Source organism: Streptomyces sp. NBRC 109706, assembly GCF_000974485.1.
In the GTDB taxonomy this organism is placed as follows: Bacteria; Actinomycetota; Actinomycetes; order Streptomycetales; family Streptomycetaceae; genus Streptomyces.
In genome coordinates, this window is the sequence record NZ_BBOM01000010.1 from 486,690 (window position 1) to 509,731 (window position 23,042).

Annotated in this window: 20 protein-coding genes and 2 rRNA genes; 9 read left to right on the forward strand and 13 right to left on the reverse strand. The window is 71.4% G+C overall.

Annotated elements, in window-relative coordinates; all coding sequences use genetic code 11:
- Positions 1 to 3: 3 nt before the first annotated feature.
- Positions 4 to 1,686, reverse strand: coding sequence for a CTP synthase (locus tag AOM46_RS24605; protein ID WP_062215063.1), 1,683 nt, complete (start codon positions 1,684 to 1,686; stop codon positions 4 to 6).
- A 361-nt stretch (positions 1,687 to 2,047) separates the two neighbouring features.
- Between AOM46_RS24605 and AOM46_RS24610 the strand changes: the two genes are divergently transcribed.
- The 4 genes from AOM46_RS24610 to AOM46_RS24625 all read left to right on the forward strand — a co-directional run bounded on the left by AOM46_RS24610 (position 2,048) and on the right by AOM46_RS24625 (position 6,832).
- Positions 2,048 to 3,853, forward strand: a complete 1,806-nt coding sequence (locus tag AOM46_RS24610) for a glycoside hydrolase family 15 protein (protein ID WP_062215065.1) — start codon at positions 2,048 to 2,050, stop codon at positions 3,851 to 3,853.
- Between the two features lie 433 nt (positions 3,854 to 4,286).
- Positions 4,287 to 5,027 (forward strand): hypothetical protein, encoded by a 741-nt coding sequence (locus AOM46_RS24615; RefSeq protein WP_062215067.1) that lies wholly within the window; start codon positions 4,287 to 4,289, stop codon positions 5,025 to 5,027.
- Positions 5,028 to 5,324: 297 nt separating this feature from the next.
- Positions 5,325 to 5,783: a MarR family winged helix-turn-helix transcriptional regulator gene (locus tag AOM46_RS24620; protein WP_078857167.1), complete on the forward strand. Its 459-nt coding sequence runs from the start codon at positions 5,325 to 5,327 to the stop codon at positions 5,781 to 5,783.
- Between the two features lie 113 nt (positions 5,784 to 5,896).
- A complete protein-coding gene (locus tag AOM46_RS24625) occupies positions 5,897 to 6,832 on the forward strand; it encodes an LLM class flavin-dependent oxidoreductase (protein WP_234313953.1) in 936 nt (311 codons plus the stop codon).
- A gap of 15 nt (positions 6,833 to 6,847) precedes the next feature.
- On the opposite strand, the gene AOM46_RS24630 is transcribed toward AOM46_RS24625, so the two are convergent.
- The gene (locus AOM46_RS24630; RefSeq protein WP_062215071.1) at positions 6,848 to 7,945 is read right to left on the reverse strand and encodes an NAD(P)/FAD-dependent oxidoreductase; all 1,098 of its coding nucleotides are present in this window, start codon (positions 7,943 to 7,945) and stop codon (positions 6,848 to 6,850) included.
- 212 nt (positions 7,946 to 8,157) lie between these two features.
- On the opposite strand from AOM46_RS24630, the gene AOM46_RS24635 reads away from it, so the two are divergent.
- Positions 8,158 to 9,183 carry a LacI family DNA-binding transcriptional regulator gene (locus AOM46_RS24635; protein ID WP_199824055.1) on the forward strand — a complete coding sequence of 342 codons (1,026 nt, stop codon included), beginning with the start codon at positions 8,158 to 8,160 and terminating at the stop codon, positions 9,181 to 9,183.
- Between the two features lie 46 nt (positions 9,184 to 9,229).
- On the opposite strand, the gene AOM46_RS24640 is transcribed toward AOM46_RS24635, so the two are convergent.
- Entirely contained in the window at positions 9,230 to 9,772 is a 543-nt protein-coding gene (locus AOM46_RS24640; RefSeq protein WP_062215073.1) for a DUF1707 domain-containing protein, read from the reverse strand.
- A 100-nt stretch (positions 9,773 to 9,872) separates the two neighbouring features.
- Here AOM46_RS24640 and AOM46_RS24645 point away from each other — a divergent pair, with 100 nt between their 5' ends.
- Positions 9,873 to 10,226 carry a hypothetical protein gene (locus AOM46_RS24645; protein WP_199824056.1) on the forward strand — a complete coding sequence of 118 codons (354 nt, stop codon included), beginning with the start codon at positions 9,873 to 9,875 and terminating at the stop codon, positions 10,224 to 10,226.
- 12 nt (positions 10,227 to 10,238) lie between these two features.
- Here AOM46_RS24645 and AOM46_RS24650 read toward each other — a convergent pair whose 3' ends face one another.
- From AOM46_RS24650 to AOM46_RS24675, 6 genes are all read right to left on the reverse strand, one after another.
- Complete coding sequence (locus tag AOM46_RS24650; RefSeq protein ID WP_062215075.1) at positions 10,239 to 11,405, reverse strand: glycosyltransferase family 4 protein; 1,167 nt, start codon at positions 11,403 to 11,405, stop codon at positions 10,239 to 10,241.
- Positions 11,406 to 11,609: 204 nt separating this feature from the next.
- Positions 11,610 to 13,400, reverse strand: coding sequence for a DNA repair protein RecN (gene recN / locus AOM46_RS24655; protein ID WP_062215085.1), 1,791 nt, complete (start codon positions 13,398 to 13,400; stop codon positions 11,610 to 11,612).
- A gap of 41 nt (positions 13,401 to 13,441) precedes the next feature.
- Positions 13,442 to 14,356 carry an NAD kinase gene (locus AOM46_RS24660; protein ID WP_062215087.1) on the reverse strand — a complete coding sequence of 305 codons (915 nt, stop codon included), beginning with the start codon at positions 14,354 to 14,356 and terminating at the stop codon, positions 13,442 to 13,444.
- Positions 14,353 to 15,174 carry a TlyA family RNA methyltransferase gene (locus AOM46_RS24665; protein ID WP_062215089.1) on the reverse strand — a complete coding sequence of 274 codons (822 nt, stop codon included), beginning with the start codon at positions 15,172 to 15,174 and terminating at the stop codon, positions 14,353 to 14,355. Before AOM46_RS24665 ends, AOM46_RS24660 begins: the two co-directional genes overlap by 4 nt.
- A 7-nt stretch (positions 15,175 to 15,181) precedes the next feature.
- The gene (locus tag AOM46_RS24670) at positions 15,182 to 15,583 is read right to left on the reverse strand and encodes a hypothetical protein (RefSeq protein ID WP_234313954.1); all 402 of its coding nucleotides are present in this window, start codon (positions 15,581 to 15,583) and stop codon (positions 15,182 to 15,184) included.
- Positions 15,584 to 15,703: 120 nt separating this feature from the next.
- Entirely contained in the window at positions 15,704 to 16,762 is a 1,059-nt protein-coding gene (locus tag AOM46_RS24675) for an HAD hydrolase-like protein (RefSeq protein ID WP_062215270.1), read from the reverse strand.
- Positions 16,763 to 16,805: 43 nt separating this feature from the next.
- Between AOM46_RS24675 and AOM46_RS24680 the strand changes: the two genes are divergently transcribed.
- The 3 genes from AOM46_RS24680 to AOM46_RS24690 are packed head-to-tail and all read left to right on the forward strand — an operon-like array spanning position 16,806 to position 20,539.
- On the forward strand, positions 16,806 to 18,098 hold the full coding sequence (locus AOM46_RS24680) for a DUF1015 family protein (protein WP_062215091.1): 1,293 nt from the start codon (positions 16,806 to 16,808) through the stop codon (positions 18,096 to 18,098).
- Positions 18,099 to 18,143: 45 nt separating this feature from the next.
- Positions 18,144 to 18,728, forward strand: coding sequence for a GNAT family N-acetyltransferase (locus tag AOM46_RS24685; protein ID WP_062215093.1), 585 nt, complete (start codon positions 18,144 to 18,146; stop codon positions 18,726 to 18,728).
- Complete coding sequence (locus tag AOM46_RS24690) at positions 18,725 to 20,539, forward strand: IucA/IucC family siderophore biosynthesis protein (protein WP_062215096.1); 1,815 nt, start codon at positions 18,725 to 18,727, stop codon at positions 20,537 to 20,539. Before AOM46_RS24685 ends, AOM46_RS24690 begins: the two co-directional genes overlap by 4 nt.
- Here AOM46_RS24690 and AOM46_RS34785 read toward each other — a convergent pair.
- The 4 genes from AOM46_RS34785 to AOM46_RS24710 form a co-directional block, all read right to left on the reverse strand.
- Positions 20,521 to 21,222 (reverse strand): hypothetical protein, encoded by a 702-nt coding sequence (locus AOM46_RS34785; RefSeq protein ID WP_062215099.1) that lies wholly within the window; start codon positions 21,220 to 21,222, stop codon positions 20,521 to 20,523. The genes AOM46_RS24690 and AOM46_RS34785 overlap by 19 nt on opposite strands.
- Complete coding sequence (locus tag AOM46_RS34790) at positions 21,162 to 21,830, reverse strand: hypothetical protein (protein WP_199824057.1); 669 nt, start codon at positions 21,828 to 21,830, stop codon at positions 21,162 to 21,164. The genes AOM46_RS34785 and AOM46_RS34790 overlap by 61 nt, the downstream gene beginning before the upstream one ends.
- Before the next feature lie 245 nt (positions 21,831 to 22,075).
- Positions 22,076 to 22,192: ribosomal RNA gene (gene rrf / locus AOM46_RS24705) — 5S ribosomal RNA — on the reverse strand.
- Between the two features lie 93 nt (positions 22,193 to 22,285).
- A 23S ribosomal RNA gene (locus tag AOM46_RS24710) occupies positions 22,286 to 23,042 on the reverse strand; the annotation flags it as partial.

Here is a 23,042-nt window from a genome sequence, read left to right on the forward strand (position 1 = left end):
CCCTCAGTTTCCCCCGCCCGCCTCGCCCGCGTCCGCGCGCCCCTCGGCGATCCGGCGCACCGCGGCGCCGACCAGACCGGCGAAGAGCGGATGCGGCCTGGTGGGCCGGGAGCGCAGCTCCGGATGCGCCTGGGTGGCCACCAGGTACGGGTGGGTCTCGCGCGGGTACTCGACGAACTCGACCAGCCGGTTGTCCGGCGAGGTGCCGGAGAAGACCAGACCGGCCTTCTTCTCCAGCTCCGCGCGGTAGGCGTTGTTCACCTCGTAGCGGTGCCGGTGCCGTTCCTCGACATAGGCCTCGCCGGCGTACGCCTCGCGCACCACGGAGCCCTCGGCGAGCTTGGCCGGGTAGAGGCCGAGCCGCATGGTGCCGCCCATGTCGCCCTCGCCGGCCACGATGTCCAGCTGCTCGTCCATGGTGGAGATCACCGGATGCGGGGTGGCCTGGTCGAACTCGGTGGAGTTGGCGTCGGGGATGTCGGCCAGCTCGCGGGCCGCCTCGATGACCACGCACTGCAGGCCGAGACAGAGGCCGAGCAGCGGGACGCCGTTCTTCCTGGCGTAGGTGATCGCGGCGATCTTGCCCTCCACGCCCCGGTCGCCGAAGCCGCCGGGGATGCAGATGGCGTCGCAGTCGCCCAGCTGCCGGGCGGCGCCGCCGGGCGGGCGGCAGTCGTCCGAGGTGATCCACTTGATGGCGACCCTGGCGTTGTTGGCGAAGCCGCCGGCGCGCAGCGCCTCGGTGACCGAGAGGTACGCGTCGGGCAGGTCGACGTACTTGCCGACCAGGCCGACGGTGACCTCGTGTTCGGGATGGTGCACCCGGCCCAGCAGATCGTTCCACTGGGTCCAGTCCACGTCCCGGAACGGCAGGTCGAGGCGGCGGACCACATAGGCGTCCAGGCCGCCGGCGTGCAGCACCGGCGGGATGTCGTAGATGGACTTGGCGTCGATGGCGGCCACCACGGCGGCCTCCTCGACATCGCACATCAGCGAGATCTTCCGCTTGATCGCGGTGGGCACCTCGCGGTCGGCGCGCAGCACGATGGCGTCCGGCTGGATGCCGATGCTCCGCAGCGCGGACACCGAGTGCTGGGTGGGCTTGGTCTTCAGCTCACCCGAGGGGCCGATATAGGGCAGCAGCGAGATATGCACCACGAAGACGTTGTCCCGGCCGACCTCGTGCCGCACCTGGCGCACGGCCTCCAGGAACGGCAGCGACTCGATGTCGCCGACGGTGCCACCCACCTCGGTGATCACCACGTCGACGTCGTCGGTGGCCATCCGCCGGATGCGGTGCTTGATCTCGTTGGTGATGTGCGGGATGACCTGCACGGTGTCACCGAGATACTCGCCGCGCCGCTCCTTGGCGATCACCGTGGAGTAGATCTGCCCCGTGGTGACGTTGGCGCTGCCGTCGAGGTCGACGTCGAGGAACCGCTCGTAGTGCCCGACATCCAGATCCGTCTCGGCGCCGTCGTTGGTGACGAACACCTCGCCGTGCTGGAACGGGTTCATCGTGCCGGGGTCGACGTTGAGGTAGGGGTCCAGCTTCTGCATGGTGACGCGCAGGCCACGCGCCTTGAGGAGGGCTCCCAGGCTGGAAGCGGTGAGCCCCTTGCCGAGCGAGGAGGCGACCCCGCCGGTGACGAAGATGTGCTTGGTCGTCGTGGTGCTGGGCGGCATGGCCAAGTGGGGGCTCCCGTGGTCGCGAGGTCGGATACGCGAAGGCCCCACGCGGTTGCTTCCGGGGTGCCATCGTTGGTGTTCGAAGGTCTGTCGCTGCCTCCGGTCCACGGGCTACCAGGGTAACAGCGGCAGGACCGACCAGGGCGCCCGAGGACCCCTACCGGACCAGTATCGGGCGGGTAGCGGACGAATCGATATGTACTGACGAATGGCAACAAGGGCACCCGGGGCGAACGACGGGTTCGCCACGCGTCCAGCGGAACGCCGAACGGCGTCGTATCCTGCCTGGACGCCGGAATGGGCGAGGAAATTCCGCACGTCCCACGGGGGGCGGAGCGCTGTTCGACTGGAGTGGCAAGTGGCCGGGCGCATCGAGGACTACGCACTGGTCGGCGACATGCAGACCGCCGCGCTCATCTGTCGGGACGGGACGGCCGACTGGCTGTGTCTCCCGCGTTTCGACTCCCATGCCGTCTTTGCCGGGCTGCTCGGCACGGAGGAGCACGGGTTCTGGCGGGTGGGTCCTGCCCATGGCAAGGACATGCCGCCACCGCCCGCCAACCGCCGCCGTTACGTCGGGGACTCGCTGATCCTCGAATCCGAGTGGGACACCCCAAGAGGCACCGTGCGGGTGACGGATTTCATGCCGCCGCGCGGCGTGGACGCGCCCCAGCTGGTGCGGATCGTCGAGGGGGTCAGCGGACGGGTCCCGATGCGTTCGGCGCTGCGGATGCGGTTCTCCTACGGCTGGGTGGTGCCGTGGGTGCACAAGGTGGACGACCGGACGGTCGCCGTCTCGGGGCCCGACTCGGTCTGGCTGGACACCACGGCCGACACCTACGGCAAGGACCTCACCACGTACTCGGACTTCACCGTCGCCCAGGGCGACCGGGTGGCGTTCACCATCAGCTGGCAGCCGTCGCACAAGGAGCCGCCGCCGGTGGCCAACCCGGCGGAGACGCTGGCCGCCACCGAGGAGTTCTGGAGCGAGTGGGTCGCCCAGTGCACGTACCACGGGCCCTACCGGGAGGCCGTGATGCGCTCCCTGATCACCCTGAAGGCGCTGACCTACGCGCCGACCGGGGCCGTGGTGGCGGCGCCGACCACCTCGCTGCCCGAGGAGATCGGCGGCTCCCGGAACTGGGACTACCGCTTCACCTGGCTGCGGGACGCCGCCATAACGCTCTCCTCGCTGCTGCGCACCGGCTACCACGAGGAGGCCAGGGCCTGGCGCGAGTGGCTGCTGCGGGCGGTGGCCGGCGATCCGCAGAACCTCCAGATCATGTACGGCATCGCCGGTGAGCGCGAGCTGGCCGAGGCCGAGCTGAGCTGGCTGCCCGGCTACGAGAACTCCCAGCCCGTCCGGGTCGGCAACGGCGCCGCCGGCCAGCTCCAGCTCGATGTCTACGGCGAGGTCACCGAGGCGCTGCATCTGGCCCATATGACGGGCCTCTCGCGCAACGACCACGCCAACCTGCTCCAGCTCAAGCTGATCCGCTATCTGGAGGACCACTGGGACGAGCCGGACGAGGGCATCTGGGAGGTGCGCGGTCCGCGCCGGCACTTCGTGCACTCCAAGGTGATGGCCTGGGTGGCCGTGGACCGTACGGTCAAGCTGATCGAGTCGGGCGAGGTGGACGGCCCGCTGGAGCGCTGGCGCGAGCTGCGGGACGAGATCCACCGCGCGGTCTGCGAGCACGGCTACGACGCGGAGCGGAACACGTTCACCCAGTCGTATGGCTCCAAGGAGTTGGACGCCTCGCTGCTGCTGATCCCGCAGATGGGTTTTCTGCCGCCCGACGACAAGCGGGTGATAGGCACCATCGAGGCCATCCAGCGGGAGCTGTCCACCCTGGACGGCTTCATCCTGCGCTATCCGACGTCCGGCGACGAGGCGGGCGTGGACGGTCTGGAGGGCGACGAGGGCGCGTTCCTGGCGTGTTCGTTCTGGATGGCGGACGATCTGGCGATGATCGGCCGGGTGGACGAGGCGCGCAAGCTGTTCGAGAAGCTGCTGGCGCTCCGCAACGACCTGGGGCTGCTGGCGGAGGAGTGGGATCCGCGCCGGATGCGTCAGGTGGGCAACTTCCCGCAGGCGTTCAGCCATGTGCCGTTGATCGACACGGCGTTGCGGTTGACGGCCTCCGGCGCCTTCGGCGGCTGATCCTGTGGGATCCCGGATCCCCTGTCCTCTCCCACCGGCGATGTCCACCGCGTGGCCGACAGGACAGGGGGATGGGATTCATGCCCCTGAGCGCGTGGTTCCGCTCGTTGTGTACGGGACCGCCCCGGTCGGCGTCTGCGTGCGTGGCCGGGGCAGGACCCCGGCGTTCGGCGGCCGACGGGGCCGCCTCGGGAAACGCGGGGTTGGTGGTCCGACGGATACAGCGGTGGCCACTGCACGACGCACTCGGATCACGGGTCGAGAGAGATCCCGGCCAGGACGCGGTCGGTGCCGCGGTCGACGGTGAGCGCTGCGCGCCGACCGATCTCCGCGGCCTCCACGACCTCCGCGAGCACAACGGCCAACTCCCCATCCCTCCGCCGATGCTGATCGCCCGTCAGTACTCACGAGATCACCGAACGGAGAGAACCCCATGCTGCCTGCTCACCAAAGGGATCAGGTCCGTGAGCGCCTGCTCGACCTTGCCAGGTCCGACGGTGCCGTCACAGGCGCCGCACTCACCGGCTCGCACGCTGCCGGACAAGGTGACAACTGGTCGGACATCGACCTGGTTCTCGCCGTCCGCGGCGATCTCGCTCCGGCCGTCGATTCCTGGACCAAGCGGCTCTACGACGAGTTCGGCGCACTGCACCACTGGGACCTGGCATCGCCGCCCAGCACCGTCCGCGTCTTCCTCCTGCCCGACTGGCTGGAGATCGACCTCACCTTCTCCCCGGAGGCCGCGTTCGGCCCGCGCGGCCCTCAATGGCACACGGTCTTCGGCCGGACAGCGGACCTCGAAGCCTTCGCCGCACCCGACCCGGACACGCTGATCGGGCTGTCCTGGCACCATACGCTGCACGCCCGGACCTGCGTCGCCAGAGACCGGTGGTGGCAGGCCGAGCACTGGATCAGCGCATTACGCGACCACCTCATCACCCTGGCCTGCCTCCGGCTTGGCCACCCCACCGCCTACGCCAAAGGCGCCCACCTGCTGTCCGACGACCTGACCAGGCCGCTGGAAGCGACGCTTGTGCGCTCGCTCACCGCGCGGGAACTTCGCAGGGCGCTCAAGGCAACGGTCAGCCTGTTCTCCGCCGAGATCGAACTCTGGGACACCGCACTCGCGCACCGACTCCAACCGGCGCTCCTCCAGCTCACCGAGACCGAGTGAACGGGACAGCTCCGAGGAAACGGACGCCCCCGTGCAACAAACCGTGGACAAACCACCGGGGCCGGAGTCGGAACGCACAGCTCATGGCACAGCCGGTGGCCGGCGGCGAAGGGAACCCGCAGATCCCGATCCCCTGGGGCACGGCGGCCGTACCCCCTGTCGCACCCCTGGGGCACGGCGGCCGTACTGCCTGTCGCACCCCGGGGGAACGGCGGCCGTGGGCCGGATAGTTCGTCTCGCGAATGTGCGGTGTCCCGGTGTTAGTGTGACCCGGTGGGTACGCGAGAAGAGGGCGCGCTGGGGCTGGTGCCCGCCCTGGTCCGCGCCACGTTTCTGGTCAACGCGGTGTATGCGGAGTCCAGTCGGGAATTCGGCCTCACCCCGCAGCAGGGGAAGCTGCTCTGCGTGTTGATGGCGCAGCCCTACGGCATGAGCGAGTTGGGCGGCACGCTGGGGCTGGCGAAGTCGAGTCTCACCGGACTGGTGGACCGCACCGAACGCAACGGTCTGGTGCGGCGGCAGCCCGATCCACGGGACACCCGCGCGGTGCGGGTCGCTCTCACCCCCAGGGGAAGCGATCTGGTGGAGCGGTTCTACGCCGAGACCTGCCGCCGGGTCGAGCGGCTGTCGACCGGGCTGAGCGCGGCCGAACGCGATCTGCTCGCCGGGCTGCTCGGCCGGGTCGTGCTGGACAACGAGGTCCCCGTGGTCTTTCTCGAACTGGACGAGGACCGGCCCGCCGCCCACGACTCCTGACCCCGGCAACTGTTTGAAGTTCGTGGCACGAACCAATAGAGTTCGCACCACGAACTGCTCTTGTGCTGCCTGTCGGCATGTTCGCCGACGGCCTCCGGACGAAAGGCGGCACCTTGTCGGAACAGCGGGCATCCTCGGTACCGGACGTCGCCTTCGGCTTCGGCTCGCACAGCACCGTCGACCAGGGCCCCGAGCTGCGGCGCGCGGTCGAACAGGCCGACCGCGACGGCCTCGACCTCTTCAGCCTGTCGGACCACCCCTATACCGGGGAGAACCTGGACGCCTACGCCGCCGTCGGCTTCCTCCTCGGCGCCACCCGGAGCATCACCGGCCTGGTCAATGTAACCAACCTCCCGACCCGCCCCCCGGCCATGCTGGCCCGCGCCGTGACCTCGCTCTCCGCGCTCTCCGGCGGCCGCATCGTGCTCGGCGCCGGCGCCGGCGGGCGGTGGGACCGGATCGCCGACCTGGGCGTGCCCCGGCTCTCCCCCGGCTCGGCCGTCGAGGCGTTCGAGGAGGCGATCGTCCTGATCCGGAAGCTCTCCGGCGGCGGCCCCCCGGTCACCTTCGACGGCCGGCACCACCGCGTCAGCGGGATCACCCCGGCGCCGGTGCCCGCGCCCCCGGTGTGGACGGGATCGGTCGGCGCGAAGTCCCTGGCCGCCACCGGCCGGGTGGCCGACGGCTGGATCCCGGGCCACGCCGCCGACTGGCTCAGCGAACGTTTCCGCACCTCGCGCCCGATCGTCGACGAGGCGGCGCTGGCCGCCGGCCGCGAGCCCGGCGAGATCCGCACCGTCTTCAACCTCCCGGGCCGGATCAGCTCCCGCCCCTCGGCCAACCCCCGAGACGAGAACGGCCGTTGGCTCGGCGGCTCGACCGACCAGTGGATCGAGGAGCTGACCGGCGCCGTGCTGACACACGGCGCCGGCGGCTTTGTCCTCTTCTCCTCCGGCGGCGGCGCGCCGAACACGCGCTCCCTCGGCTGCTGGGCCGGGGAGATCGCCCCGGCGGTCCGCGCCGCGGTGGCCGCCGAACGCCACGGCTGAACCATGGAGCGGCGGTCAGGCCGCCGTGGGGCCGAACTGCTCGGTGAACCTGGCGGTGAACAGATCGGCCCCCTTGTACTCGGCGACCATCTCCGCCGTGGCGGTCACCGGCCCCTCGGGCGACGGCAGTTGGCCGACCCCGCCCCGGGTGCCGAGCGGCAGCAGGACCACCGGATGCGGCAGCGGCCGGTATTCGGCGGTGGGCCGCTCCCCCCGCAGCTGCGCGCCGATGTTCTCGGCCACCACCTCCGCGTGCCGCATCGCGAAGCCGGCCATCTTGGCCTCGGCCACATCGGTGAGGTCGCCGACCGCGTACACACGCTCGTGACCGCGGACGTTGAGGCGTTCGGTGACGGGGACCCGGCCGTTCTCCGTGCGGGTGACGAGCCGGCCGTCGGCGAGATAACCGCTGTTGACGCTCTCCCCGTGGGCGCGGAACCAGATATCGGCCCCGATCTCCTCGCCGGTCGTGGTGGTGACGGTGAACTCCCCGGCGCGGCAGGGCTCCGTGCCCGGCGCCTCCCGCAGCCCGGCGCCCAGCCGCAGCTCGACGCCGAGACCGTCGAGCTGACGGCGCAGATCGGCCACCAGCTCGGCTCCGAACCCCGGCAGCAGCTCCTCGGCCGGATCGACGACGGTCACCCGCTTCTCCGGCCAGACCTCCTTGATCTCCCCGGCCAGCTCCAGGCCGACGGGCCCGGCCCCGAGGATCAACACCCGCTCGGCGCCGCGCAGTTCCTTGTGGGTCCGCAGGAAGTCGTCGCGCGCCTCCCGGACGGTGACGGCCGCCGGCTTGCCGGGGTGGGGATAGTCGGAGCCGGTGGCCAGCACCAGGTAGTCGGCCGCCACCCGCCCGCCCGACGCCAGGGCGACCCCGGTCGGGTCGACCGAGACGGCGCGGTCGCGCAGCACCCTGCCCCGGGTGAGCAGCCGGTCGAAGGGGAAGAACATGTTGCCCGCCCAGTCGGGCCTGGTCAGCGCCCGAAGCGCCCCGGCGGCATTGACGAACGCGTCCCTCGGATCGATGAGGACGACATCCGCCTCGTCCTGCAGCGCCTTGGCGACCGCGGCGCCCCCGTAACCTCCACCGACGATCGCGACGGTAGGGCTCATAACACACACTCCAGAACAGAGAGAGTTTCCATTAGTTCGCACCACGAACCATAATCATTCGTGATGCGAACTTCAATGCCCAGCCGGGGGCGGGGCCGGGCGGGGCGGCGACAAAGCGCATTTTTCCGGACGAGTGAGAGCGCTCTCATGCCGCGCCCCTGCCCACTGTCGTCGCTTGCCTGTACGGTCGGGGTGTCACGAACAAGAGGGATGTGAAGGTGTCCGCTGCCCACCCCACATTGGAGGCCGTGGCGGCCCACGCCGGAGTCTCCCGCGCGACCGTCTCACGGGTCGTCAACGAAACCCCGGGCGTCCGCCCGGAGTTGCGTGAGCGCGTCAAGCGCTCGGTGGCCGAGCTGGGTTATGTGCCCAACAGCGCGGCCCGCAGCCTGGTCACCCGACGGACCGGCGCGGTCGCCGTGGTGATCGCCGAGCCGGAGACGCGGGTCTTCGCCGACCCGTTCTTCGCCCGTCAACTACGCGGTATCAGCCGGGAGTTGTCGGCGAACAACCTGCAACTGCTGCTGATGCTGCTGGAGCAGGACGCGGACTACGAGCGGGTGGCCCGCTATCTGGCCGGCGGTCATGTCGACGGCACGCTGATGTTCTCGCTGCATACGGACGATCCGCTGCGCGGCATCGCCTCCGCCTCCGGGCTGCCCACCGTCTTCGGCGGCCGCCCCTGGTGGCCCGGCTGGGAGAGCGACGATTCGCTGCTCTATGTGGACACGGACAACCGGGACGGCGCGCGCCAGGCGGTGCGGCATCTGCTCTCGCTGGGCCGCCGGCGGATCGCGGTGATCAGCGGCCCGCTGGACCAGACCTCGGCGGTCGACCGGCTGGCCGGCTACTGCGACGCGCTCGGCGTGGAGCGGCCGGCGCGGGAGCTGCTGGCCCACGGGGACTTCACGGTGGAGGGCGGCATGGCGGCGATGGCGGAGCTGATGCGCCGCTCCCCCGCCCCGGACGCCGTGTTCGCCGGCAACGATCTGATGGCCACGGGGGCGCTCCGCGCGCTGCGCGCCGAGGGGCTGCGGGTCCCCGAGGATGTGGCCGTGGTGGGATACGACGATCTGGAGCCCGCCACCTGGTCGGATCCGCCGCTGACCACGGTCCGCCAGGATGTCGCCCGGATGGGCGAGATCATGGCCGCGCTTCTCCTCAAACGACTCAACGCCACCGAGCCGCCGACCCCGGTGATCATGCCGGTTCATCTGGTGGTGCGCGACTCCGCGTAGCCCGTGCCGGGGCCGGTCCGGCGGATCGTCGACCCGGGGGGGCGCCTCAGCGCCTGGCGTGGCGGATCCTCAGCCGCCCGAACCCCATGGCCCCGGAGATCCGGATGCTCGGTCCGCCCGGTCGAGGATGCCGAGGGACCCGGTAGTGCCAGTCCTTCCAGCCGGTGCTCAGTTCCTCGACCTCGACGGTCGCGTCGCGTGGCACGGTGATCGTGGCCCGGCCGGTGCCGAGCCGCAACTCGATGTCGACGACCGGGTGTTCGATGACCGCCCGGGACAGGTCGAGACGCACCCGGCCGAACGCGGACTCGACCTTGAGGCGCCGAGGCACCCGCCAGGCGCCGCGCCGCCGGATCCGTCCGGCGGCGGCCGCGATGGTGACGGTGCGGTCCGGCGTCTCCTCGGGGAGCGAGGCCAGGGCCGCCGCGAGCTCGTCGTGCGTCCTGACGGTGAGCACCTGGCGAAGGCCCTCGTCCAACTCCTCGTGCGCGATATGTCCTTGGGCGTACGCCTCCTGAAGGCGCCGCACAGCCGTGTCGCGATCGTCCGCGCCGATCAACGACGGCCGGGCCGCCTGCCTGTCGGTCATCCGGCCACTGTACTGCCGGGCGACACGCCGCGAGGAGGCTCGGGCGCCGGGCGATGTGCCCCTCGGCCCTTCCCGTTCCGGCCGGGTGGAGGATGGTGCGGTGAGCTTCGATCTGGCGGTTCTCGCGATGGACGAGGCGGCCGACGTCGCGGCCGCGCGAGCGATGTTCGAGCGGTGCACGGCCGGCCGGCACGACGAGGGTGAGCCGGACGAGCGGGTGGTCGCGTTCTACGAGCGGTTGCGCGCGCGGTTCCCCGATTCCTCGCCCACGCCCGTGGACTCACCCTGGATGTCGACGCCGCTGGCGATCGGCGTCGACCATGTGATCATGAGCCTCGGTCACTCGTCGCGGAGCGATGCGGCACTCCGGGCGATCGAGGCACTGGCCACGGAGTTCCGTCTGGTCCTCTGGGATCCACAGGCCGGCAACGCCACGCTGCCCGGCCCGGGTTGACCGTTCACCCCGTCAACGGCCGCGCCCGGCGGCGCCCCGGCCGCCCGTCAGTTCGTCGTAGACGCTCAACACCTGGGCGACGGTGGTGTCCTCGGTGGGCCAGGTGCGGGCGCGGGCGGGACCGGCCTCGGCCAGCGCCGCGCGGCGGTCCGGGTCGTCCAGCAGCGCGTTGACCGCCGAGCCGAGCGCGGCCGGCTTGCCGTAGGGGACCAACACCGCCGCGCCGCCCACCACTTCGGGCACCCCGCCGACGGCGGTCGCGACCAGCGGTACGCCGCGCCGCAGCGCCTCGTCGACCAGGGGCGCGCGGCCGGCCCAACGCGCCGCCAGAACGGCCAGATCGGCGACGGGCAGCAGCTCGGTGGCCTCCTCGCCCGGGCCGAGCAGCCGCACGGGAAGCCGCTGTCGGGCGATGCGGCGGCGGATCACGGCCCGATCCGGGCCCTCGCCGGCGATGACGAGCAGGGGTTGCGGGCGCCGGTCGAGCCAGTAGCGCGAGGCGTTGAGCAGCAGATCGAGGCCCGGATCCCGGCCGAATCTGGCCGAGGCGACCAGCAGCGGCCGGTCGGCGGCACCCAGATCGGCGCGGAGCTTGTCACGGTGCGCTGCGGCGAGACCATCCCCACCGGCGAGCCGTTCCCCGCCCGCGACGCGGCGGGGCGCGGAGAGCGCGACGGGCGCCAGGCGCGCGTCACGCGCGCCCCGTTGGCGCGCCCGATCCACCAGATCGGAGGTGGCGCCGAGCACCACGGTGGCCGTTCGGACCACCAACCGTTCGGTCAGCCCACGGAGTTGGGCGCCGGGGCCGAGGGTGGCCGAGCGGGCGTGCCAGGTCACCACCAGGGGAGCGCGCCGGCCGCGGAGCGCCAGCGCCGCCAGCAGTCCGGCGCGTATGCCGTGCGCATGCACCAGATCGGCGTCGGCGCAGGCCAGCCGCAGCATCCGGGCGGCGGCGACGGCGGAACGAGTCGGCACGGGGACAAAGCGGGCGCCGGCGGCGACCAAGCCGTACCGGCTCTCGGCCGAGGCGGCGCCGCAGACGGTGACCCGCAGGCCACGGGCGGCGAGACCGGCGGAGAGGGAACGCACATGGGTGCCCGTCCCCACGCTGCCGCTGCCCAGGAGTTGCACCACGTGCAAGGGCGCGCCTCGGCGCGGTGGTGGGGGCGTGCTGCTCACGGCAACCTCTCGTTCGCTGGTCTGCGGTGGCGATGCCTCTCGGCATCCGCGCTGCCGCCGGGCCATGCCGCCGCTCCCCCAGCGTACGTCGTCGCGCACAGCGACCCTCTGCTGGCGGGGAGTGGCAGCGCACACCAGGATGCCAGCCATCACCCGGATCGCGGTAGCGTCCGCCACCCGCACGGGCTAGGCCCGAGCCGGGGGTCAGCGCCCCCGCTCGCGGAGTTGCGCCGCGGCGGTCGCCAGCAGCTCCTCGGCGTGCGCGCGGGCCAGTTCGGAGTCCTCCTGGCCGGCGAGCATCCGGGAGAGTTCCCTTACTCGTCCCTCGCCGTGCACCGAGCGGACGCCCGAGCTGGTCACCGTGCCGTCGTGGGTCTTCTCCACCACCAGATGCCGGTCGGCGAAGGCGGCGACCTGCGGGAGGTGGGTGACCACCACCACCTGGGCGGCGTCGGCGAGTCTGGCCAGCCGGCGGCCGACCTCGACGGCCGCCTTGCCGCCGACCCCGGCGTCGACCTCGTCGAAGAGGTAGGTGGGGACGGGGGCGACATCGGCGAAGACCACCTCGACGGCCAGCATCACCCGGGACAGCTCGCCGCCGGAGGCGCCCTTGGCGATGGGCCGGGGCTGGGCGCCGGGGTGCGGGGCCAGCAGCAGCTCCACCTCGTCGGCGCCGTGTGGCCCGAAGTGGACGGGCCGGCCGTGGAGTTCGATGATGTCGTCGGCCGAATCCGGGCCGCCGGCCGCCTCGGTCTGGCGGAGCGCGACCTGAACGCGGGCGTGTGGCATGGCGAGTTGGGTCAGCTCCTCGGTGACCGCGTCGGCGAACCGCTTGGCGGCCTGCGCCCTGGCCTCGCTCAGCGCCAGCGCCAGCTCGGTCAACCGGTGGCGCAGCCCGTCGCGTTCCTCGGTCAGCTCGCCGATGCGGTCGTCGTCGCCCTCCAGCTCTGCGAGCCGGGCGGCGCCGGCCTCCGCCCAGCCCAGCACGGCGCCGGCACCGTCGGCCGAGCCGTCGCCGTACTTGCGGACGAGGTGGTTGAGGGTGGCACGGCGCTCCTCGACGGCGGCCAGCCGACGCGGGTCGGCCTCCAGGCCGTCGGCGTAGCCGGCGAGTTCGCCGGCCGCGTCGGAGAGCAGGATGCCGATCTCGCCCAGCCGGTCGGCCAGTTCGGCGAGGGACCGGTCGTGCTGTCTGACCGCCTCAAGCGCCCGGTGCGCACCACCCACGAGGGTGACGGCGTCCAGGCTCTCGGGGTCCGCAGGATCGCCGGCGAGCGCGCCATGGGCCTGCGCGGCGGCGCCGGCCAGCGCCTCGACATGGCCGAGACGCTCGGCCTCGGCGGCCAGTTCGACGTCCTCGCCCGGCCGTGGCTCGGCGGCGGCGATCTCGTCCAGGCCGAACCGCAGCAGATCGGCCTCCTGGGCGCGTTCCCTGGCCCGGGTGGTGAGTTCGGCGAGTTCGCCGGCGACGGCGCGCAGCCGGTGGTACGTCTCCTGGTAGTCGGCGAGCGGGCCGGCGACGGGCTCGCCGGCGTAGCGGTCCAGGGCCTCCCGCTGCCGGGCGGGCCGCAGCAGCCCCTGCTGGTCGGTCTGGCCGTGCACCGCGACCAGGTCCTCGCCCAGCTCGGCGAGCAGCCCGGCGGGAACGGCGCGGCCGCCGACATGCGCGCGGGAGCGGCCCTCGGCGGAGATGGTGCGGCTGATCAGCAGCGCCCCGTCGTCGAGTTCGGCACCCGCCTCCTCGGCCCGGCGGGCGGCGGGGCCGCCGGCGGGGACGTCGAGCCGGCCCTCCACCACGGCGGACGAGGCGCCGATCCGCACATAGGCGGCGTCGGCCCGGCCGCCGAGAAGCAGGCCGAGACTCGTCACCACCATGGTCTTGCCCGCTCCGGTCTCACCCGTGACCGCGGTGAACCCGGAGGACAGCTCGACCACGGCGTCGTCGATCACGCCAAGACCCTTGATCCGCATTTCCTCCAACACGGATACGACCATACGAGGTTAACCGGGCCCCTGGCGACGACGGGGCCCGAACATCAGTGCGGAGCCCCGCGCCAGCCGGCGACCGGCAGCGCGAACTTGGCGACCAACCGATCGGTGAACGGAGCCTTGTGCAACCGGGCGAGACGCACCGGCACCGCGCCCCGCCGCACCTCGATCCTGGTACCGGCCCGCAGGTCGAAGCTGCGCCGCCCGTCGCACCACAGCACCCCGGGGAAGGTATGCGCCCCGACCTCCACGGCCAACACCGAGTCCGGCGCGGTGACCAGCGGCTTGGCGAACAGCGCGTGCGCCGAGATCGGCACCATCAGCAGCGCCTCCACCTCGGGCCACACCACGGGACCGCCGGCGGAGAAGGCATAGGCGGTGGAGCCGGTCGGGGTGGCACAGACCACGCCGTCCCCGCCGAACCCGGACACCGGACGGCCGTCGACCTCGATCACCATCTCCAGCAGCCGCTCCCTGGCTGCCTTCTCCACGGCGGCCTCGTTGAGCGCCCAGTCCGCGTGCAGCAGATCGCCGTCGGCGTGCACGGAGACGTCCAACGTCATCCGTTCCTCCACCTCGTAGGCGCGCGCCACCACCCGGTCCACCAGATGTTCCAGATCGTCCCGCTCGGCCTCGGCGAGAAAGCCGATGCGGCCCAGGTTCACCCCCAGCATCGGCACCCCGGACGCCCGGGCGAACTCGGCGCCGCGCAGCAGCGTGCCGTCCCCGCCCAGGACCACCAGCAGCTCGCAGCCGTCCAGCACCCGACCGTCGCAGTCCGCCCTGGCGACCCGCTCGACCTCAACCGGCAGCGCCAGATCGTCGGCCTCGTCGGCCAGCACCCGGACCCCGATCCCCTGCCCGAGCAGTCCGGCGACCACCCGCTCGGCACTGCGCACGGCGGCGGGCCGGCCGGTGTGGGCGAGCAGGAAGACGGTGCGTGGCTTAGCGGTACTGGTCACTGTGGGCCTTCCGACACGGCACGGTGGACATCGGCCGGATCCAGCGCGGGAGCCCTGGCGCGCAGCCAAAGGAAGTATTCAACATTGCCCGACGGCCCAGGAAGCGGGCTCGCGACGATGCCCAGGACGCCAAGGCCCAGCTCCGCCGCCCGCGCCGCGACCCCGGTCACGGCCTCCTCCCGCAACGCCGCCGAACGCACCACACCACCGCTGCCCAACCGCTCCCGGCCGACCTCGAACTGCGGCTTGACCATCAGCACCAGATCGGCGTCCGGCTTCGCGCAGCGCACCAACGCCGGCAGCACCAGGCCCAGCGGAATGAACGACAGATCCCCGACGACCAGGTCGACCGTCCGCCCGTCGATCGCCTCCGGCGTCAACTCCCGTACGTTGGTACGGTCCTTGACGGTGACCCGCTCGTCGGCCCGCAGCGACCAGGCGAGTTGGCCGTAGCCGACGTCGACGGCGATCACCCCGGCGGCGCCGGCCCGCAGCAGCACATCGGTGAAGCCGCCCGTGGAGGCGCCGGCGTCCAGCGCGAGCCGGCCCTCGACCCGCAGCCCGCGCGGGGTGAACGCGGCCAGCGCGCCGGCCAGTTTGTGACCGCCGCGCGAGACATAGTCCGGATCCCCGTCGTCCTCCCGCACCACCAGCGCCGCGCTGGTGGCGACCTGGGTGGCCGGCTTCCCCGCGACCGATCCGTTGACGGTCACCCGGCCCGCCTCGATCAACGCTCTGGCGTGCTCCCGGGAACGGGCCATCCTGCGGCGCACCAGTTCCGCGTCGAGCCGGGCGAGCCGTCGCTGTGTCGCTGCCACGGGGCGTTCAGCTCCTGGAGGGGTGAGGGGCGCCCGGCACGGGCGGCCCGGTGGGCTGGTCGAGCGCGGCCAGCGTCTGCCGCAGGCCGTCGTGGACATCCTCGTACACCTCCGGATGCCCGCCGACACCGAGTCGGTCCACGTCCGCCAGCCGCGCCAACACCGCGTCCACCGGCCCGTGCCCGGTCTCCCGCACCACCAGGCCCAACGGCTCGGGCTCGTCCGACGCTCCGTCCCCGCCGGCGCCGCCGGCGGGCCCGTCACGTTCGGCGGACTCGCCGGGCACGGCGAACTCCCCGGACTCCCCGGACTCGCCGGACCGGACGGGCTCGACGGGCTCGACCGGCTGGTGCGCCGCGGTCCCTGCGTCCTCTGCCGGCTCGACCGGCTCGCGCTCTGCGGGGTACATGGGCCCGACGCTACCGGGTGCCCCCGCCACCCGACCGGCACGCCGGGCGCGCGCCGCCGAGCGGACCGGCGGTCGACGCCAACCCGCCACGCCCCGGGCCCCGTTGCCCGGAGAGGCGGCTCAGAGGCCGAGCGGGCCCAGCGCCTCCGCCGCCCGCGCCCGGTCGTCGAAGCCGCCCGCCGTCCAGGCCGCCGCGCAGAGCGCGCGCAGCCCGTCCAGCGGATCGCCGCCGTCGCCACCGTCCACCGCGCGCACCGCGAGCCGCCCCCCGGGAGCGGCCGTCGCCAGCCAGCCGCCGCAGCGGAACCCGTCCCCCGCCGGCAGCACCTCGGGATGCGGCGTCAGCAGCCCCCGCAGATCGGCCGCCAGATAGGTCGGCCGGTGCTCGGGCACCGCCGTCAGCAGCGTCACCGCGTCGGTCACCCCGGTGAACACCAAAAGCGAGTCGACGCCGCCGGCATGGGCGCCCTCGATATCCGTGTCGAGACGGTCCCCCACCACCAGCGGACGCCGCGCGCCGGTGCGCAGGATCGTCTCCCGGTGCATCGGCGGCAGCGGCTTGCCCGCGACCACCGGATCCTTGGTGTGCCCGGTGGCGATCCGCACCACCTCGACGGCCGCCCCGTTCCCCGGCGCGATGCCCCGCCCGCTGGGGATGGTGAGATCCGTGTTGGAGGCGAACCACGGCACGCCCCGGTTGACCGCCAGCGCGGCCTCGGTCAGCACGCCCCAGGGCAGTTCGGGGCCGCCATAGCCCTGCACCACGGCCGCCGGCCGGTCCTCGGCCGAGTCGACGGGCGTCAGCCCGCGTTCGGCCAGCGCCACCCGCAGGCCCTCGCCGCCCGCGCACAACACCGGCGCACCGGCCGGCACCCGCTCGGCGATCAGCCGGGCGACGGCCTGCGCCGAGGTGACGACCTCCGCCGCCTCGGCCGGCACCCCGAGTCGCGTCAGATGCTCGGCCACGGTCCCGGGGGTACGTGCCGCGTTGTTGGTGACATAGGCGAGCCGCATCCCCCCGTCCCGCGCGGCCCGCAGCGCGTCCACCGCGTGCGGAACGGCGACGCCGCCCGTGTAGACCACGCCGTCCAGATCCAGCAGCGCGGTGTCGTAGTCCTCGCTCAACGCCTGGGCGGAGCCTGCCGGACGGGTCCGTGGGAGTTTCGTCGCATCAGCCATCGCCCCGATCATCCCCCACCCCGTTCGGGCATACGATGCCAGGATGCATGTAGCGGGTCTCACCCTCGCCCCGTTCCACGCCGTGCGCTACCAACCGCGTCGCGTCGCCGACCTCGCCGCCGTCACCTCACCCCCGTACGACGTCGTGGTCAAACCGGATGGACTGCACCGCCTGGAGACCGCCGAACCCCACAACGTGGTGCGGCTGATCCTGCCCAAGGGCGCCGATCACCGCGCGGCCGCCCGGCGGCTGCGCCACTGGCGCGCCTCCGGCGTCCTCACCGCCGACCCCCGCCCCGGCCTCTATGTCTACGAGCAACGCCGGGGCCCCGACACCGTGCTGCAACGCGGCCTCCTCGGCACGCTCGCGCTGACCCCGCCCGAATCCGGTCTTGTGCTGCCGCACGAGGACGTGATGCCCGAGGTGGTCGCCGAACGAGCGGCCCTGACCCGCGCCACGGCCGCCAACCTCGAACCCCTCCTCCTCTCCTACCGCGGCGAGCCCGAAGGACCGGCCGCCCACGCCGTGGACGCGGCCACCGAGGGCGAGCCGCTGCTCGCTACCACCACGCCCAACGGCATCGAACACCGGATCTGGGCGATCCACGATCCCGCCCGACAGGCCGCCGTCAACGCGGAGTTGGCCCACCACCGGGCCCTGATCGCGGACGGCCACCACCGGTGGGCCACCGCCCGACGCCTCAACGAGGAGCACCGGGGGACCCCGCCCTGGGACCGCACCCTGGTCCTGCTGGTCGACACGGCGCGCTTCCCGCTGCGGGTGCAGGCGATCCACCGGGTGCTGCCCTGGCTGCCACCCGCCGCCGCCGTCGACCGCCTCGCGGGCGCCTTCCGGGTCCGCCCGATCCGCGCCACCCCGCTGCCGGACGCCCTGGAGACGCTGCGGACGACCGCCGGCCCCGCCTTCCTGCTCGCCGGCCAGGACGAGGAGTGCTGGCATCTTCTGGACCGCCCGGCCCCGGAGTTGATCGAACGCACCGTGCCCCACGACCGGCCGCCGCTCTGGCGCGGACTGGACGCCACCGTGCTGCACGCCGTCCTGCTGAACGGTCTCTGGCGACCCCGCCCCGAGGACACCGGCCCCACCAACCCCCGCTATCTCCATGACGCCCCGAGCGCCCTGGCCCAGGCCCGGCAGTCCGGCGGCAGCGCGGTACTGCTGCGTCCGGTCGCCGAGGCGACGGTGCGTCAACTCGCCGAAGCGGGAGTGACCATGCCTCAGAAATCCACGTCCTTCGGACCCAAACCGGCCAGTGGCCTGGTGCTCCGCGATCTCTCCGACGAGGCCGAAGGCCCAATTGCCGATGAAACTTAGGCTAGGCTAACCTCGCTCCAGTCCCCCTTTGTGACTTGGAGTCCCATGCGCGGTCAGACCTTCGCCCGACGCCATCCACAACTCGGCGAGTTCACCGTTCGCCCCGTCGACCCCGCCGTCGACAGCCCCCTGCTGCACCAGTGGCTCACCCACCCCAAATCGGCCTTCTGGCTCATGGGCGACGCCCAACTGGCCGATGTGCGCAAGGAATACGAGACGATCGACGGAGACCCGCGCCGCGCCGCCCATCTCGGCTACCACGACGGGCTGCCCACGTTCCTGGTCGAGAGCTACGACCCCGCGGCCGATCCGGTCGGCGAAACCTACCCGGTGCGGGAGGGCGATATCGGGATGCACTTCCTCGTCGCCGCCACGGAAACCCCGCTCCCGGGCTTCACCCTCGCCGTGATCGACACCGTGATGCAACTCCTCTTCTCCGACCCCGCCAACCGACGCGTGGTCGTCGAACCCGACGCCCGCAACCACGCGGTCCACCGGCTCAACGAAGCCGTCGGATTCGCCGTCGAGAAGACCGTGCGACTGCCGGACAAGGAAGCCAAACTGAGCTTCTGCACCCGCGAGCAGTACCTCGCGACCACCAGCCAACGACTCCCAGGAGCGGACCGATGACCCCCACATCGCCTCAGCAGACGCCCGCCCATCTCAACCCCGAACACTGGGCGCGGGCCAACCGCCTCCTGATACGCAAGGCGCTCGCCGAGTTCGCCCACGAGCGCCTGATCACCCCCAAACAGCAGCCCGACGGCCGCTACGCCGTGCACAGCGACGAGGGCACCGTCGCCTACCGCTTCACCGCCCGCGTGTACGCCCTCGACCACTGGCGCATCGACCACACCTCGATCACCAGGGAACGCGCCGGCGAAAGCCTCCCCCTCGACGCCCTCGACCTCGTGCTGGAGCTACGCGAGTCGCTCAACCTCAGCGACGACATCCTCCCCGTCTATCTGGAGGAGATCAGCAGCACCCTGGCCAGCAGCGCCTACAAACTCGCCAACCGCAGACACACCGCCCCCGAACTCGCCGCCCAGGACTTCCAGACCGTGGAAACCGGCATGTACGAGGGCCACCCCATCTTTGTCGCCAACAACGGCCGGCTCGGCTTCGACTCCTCCGAATACCTCGACTACGCCCCGGAGACCGGCGCGCCCGTCCACCTCGTCTGGCTGGCCGCCCGCCGCGATCTGGCCACCTTCAGCGCCATCGACGGACTGGACTACGACCAGCTGATCGCGGAGGAGCTCTCCGCCGAGGAACGCGCCACCCTCGCCGACCGCATGTCCGAACTCGGCCTCGACTTCGACGACTTCTATCTGCTGCCGGCCCACCCCTGGCAGTGGCGGAACAAGATCTCCGTCACCTTCGCCGCCGAGGTCGCCCAGCGCCACCTCGTCTACCTCGGCACCAGCCAGGACCGCTACCGCGCCCAGCAGTCGATCCGCACGTTCTTCAACACCGACTCCCCGCGGAAGCACTATGTGAAGACCTCTCTCTCCGTCCTCAACATGGGCTTCCTGCGCGGCCTCTCGGCCCGCTACATGAGCGTCACCCCCGCCATCAACGACTGGCTGGGCGAGATCATCGAGGACGACGAGGTGCTGGCCCGGCACGGCTTCGGCATCCTCAAGGAGCGCGCCGCCATCGGCTACCGCCACCGGCACTTCGAGGAGGCGGCCAAGAAGACCTCCCCCTACCTCAAGATGCTCGCCGCGCTCTGGCGGGAGAGCCCCGTCCCCAGGCTGGGCGAGGGCGAACGCCTGGCCACCATGGCGTCACTGCTGCACACCGACCCGGACGGCGCGTCCTTCGTCGGCGGCCTGATCCGCGAATCGGGCCTCGCCCCCGCCGACTGGCTGCGACACTATCTCGACGTCTATCTCACGCCGTTGATCCACTGCGCCTACGCCCACGACCTGATGTTCATGCCGCACGGCGAGAACCTGATCCTGGTCCTCAGGGACGGCGTCCCGGTGCGCGCCCTGATGAAGGACCTCGCCGAGGAGATCGCCCTGCTGGACGAGGACGCGGAGGTCCCCAAGGACGTGGAGCGCATCCGGCTCCCCGTCCCCAGGGACGACATCTGGCCCCTCTCGATCTTCACCGATGTCTTCGACTGCTTCTTCCGCTTCCTCAGCCCGATCCTGGACGGCGAGGGACTGCTGGACGAGGAGACCTTCTGGGCCACGGTCGCCGAGTGCGTCCTCGCCTACCAGCGGGCCACCCCCGAGCTCGCCGAACGCTTCGAGCAGTACGACCTGTTCGCCGAGTCCTTCCACCGCGTCTGCCTGAACCGCATGCAGCTGCGGAACAACCAGCAGATGGTCGATCTGGAGAACCCGGACGAGGACGAGTCCCACCTGGTCGGCACGCTCGACAACCCGCTGGCCCGGCACCGCCCGAAGGGTCAGTCCTCCTCGGCCTGATCCGGATCCAAGGCGTCGAGGAACTCGACGCCGTCCAACTCCGCCAGCCGGTCGGAGGCGTTGGTCGTACCGCCCTGGTCCGCCTCAAGGGCCTTGGCGAACCAGTCCCGCGCCTCCGACTCGCGGCCCACCGCCAACAGCGCGTCCGCATAGGCGTAACGCAGCCTGGCCGTCCACGGATGCACAGCGGTGGACGCCAACTCCGGGCTCTGCAGGGTCACCACGGCGGCGTCCGCCTGGTCCAGATCCCGCCGGGCGCCGGCGGCGACCAGCCGCATCTCCACCTGACCCGCGCGGTCCAGCTGCTTCACCTCGGGCTCCCCTGCCATCGCCAGGGCCCGCTCGGGGCGGCCGATACCACGCTCACAGTCGGCCATGATCGGCCACAGATGCACCGAACCGGTCATCCGCTTGGCGGCCCTGAACTCGGTCAGCGCCTCACCGTACTTCTCCACCGCGTAGGCGGCGAAGCCGGCGGCCTCCCGCACGGCACCGACCCGGGAGGCCAGCCGCAGCGCGGTCCTGCTGTACAGATAGGCACGCTCGGGGTCCTCGTCCAGCAGCCTGGCGACCATCACCAGGTTCTTGGCCACATCCTCGGCCAGCGTCTTCGGCAGGCTCATCAGCTCCTGCCGCACCGACTTGTCGATCTCGGCGCCGGTGACGTCCTCGGGAATCGGCAACCGCCGCTCGCGGGGCCCCCGATCGTCGCGACGGAAGCCACCGCCGCCGCCTCCGGACCGCCCCCGGTCGTCCCGCCGGTAACCGCCACCGCCGCCGCCCTGACGCGGACGGTCGTCCCTGCGATAGCCGCCGCTACCGCCGCCCCCGCCCTGGCGCGGACGGTCGTCCCGGCGGTAGCCACCACCGCTGCCCTGACGCGGCCGGTCATCACGCCGGAACTCGCGACGCTCGCCGCCACCACCGCCACGGGGACGCTCGCCACGCGAACGGTCATCGCGGCCCCGGTCGTCACGCGGCCGATCGTCGCGCCGATAACCACCGCCGCCGCCACCCTGGCGCGGCCGATCGTCACGGGAACGGTCGTCCCTGTGGTAACCGCCGCCACCGCCGCCCTGACGCGGACGATCCCCGCGCGGACGGTCGTCACGGCCACGGTCATCACGAGAACGGTCGTCCCGCCGGTAACCACCACCGCCACCGCTACCGCCGCCCTGTCGGGGACGATCGTCACGCCGGAACTCCCGACGCTCGCCGCCGTTTTCCCGACGCGGCCCGTCATAACGAGGACGGTCACCACGGGGACGGTCGTCACGAGAACGATCGTCACGGGGGCGGTCATCACGGCGGAACCCGGAGCGCGGGCGGTCGTCACGGCGGAAGCCGCCACCACGCTGGTCGCGCCCTCGTCCCCGTTCGTCGTCCTCGCGCCGCCGCGGAGGCCGCTCGTCGGAAGAATCTGACATGGCCGTGACTCCTAGCTTTCCAAACCCGCGAAAAAATGCCGGTAAAACAAAAAAGGACCTTTGGTTCCCCAACGCTTACGCTGGGGAACCAAAGGTCCCATCAATAATTGTCCGGCGGCGACCTACTCTCCCACACGGTCCCCCATGCAGTACCATCGGCGCTGAAGAGCTTAGCTTCCGGGTTCGGAATGTAACCGGGCGTTTCCTCTTCGCCATGACCACCGGAACACTATAAGAAGTGCTCCAACGAACAAGCGCGCTGTTCAGTTGAAAAAGCACAACAAGCTTCGAAGAAAATTCACAGTGGACGCGAGCATCTATGGACAAGCCCTCGGCCTATTAGTACCGGTCAACTCCACCTATCACTAGGCTTCCATCTCCGGCCTATCAACCCTGTGGTCTACAGGGAGCCTTACCCCATCAAGTGGGTGGGAGTCCTCATCTCGAAGCAGGCTTCCCGCTTAGATGCTTTCAGCGGTTATCCCTCCCGAACGTAGCCAACCAGCCATGCCCTTGGCAGAACAACTGGCACACCAGAGGTTCGTCCGTCCCGGTCCTCTCGTACTAGGGACAGCCCTTCTCAAGACTCCAACGCGCGCAGCGGATAGGGACCGAACTGTCTCACGACGTTCTAAACCCAGCTCGCGTACCGCTTTAATGGGCGAACAGCCCAACCCTTGGGACCAACTCCAGCCCCAGGATGCGACGAGCCGACATCGAGGTGCCAAACCATCCCGTCGATACGGACTCTTGGGGAAGATCAGCCTGTTATCCCCGGGGTACCTTTTATCCGTTGAGCGACGGCGCTCCCACAAGCCACCGCCGGATCACTAGTCCCTGCTTTCGCACCTGCTCGACCCGCCAGTCTCACAGTCAAGCTCCCTTGTGCACTTACACTCACCACCTGATAACCAACCAGGCTGAGGGAACCTTTGGGCGCCTCCGTTACTCTTTAGGAGGCAACCGCCCCAGTTAAACTACCCACCAGACACTGTCCCCGATCCGGATCACGGACCCAGGTTAGACATCCAGCACGATCAGAGTGGTATTTCAACAATGACTCCACCCAAGCTGGC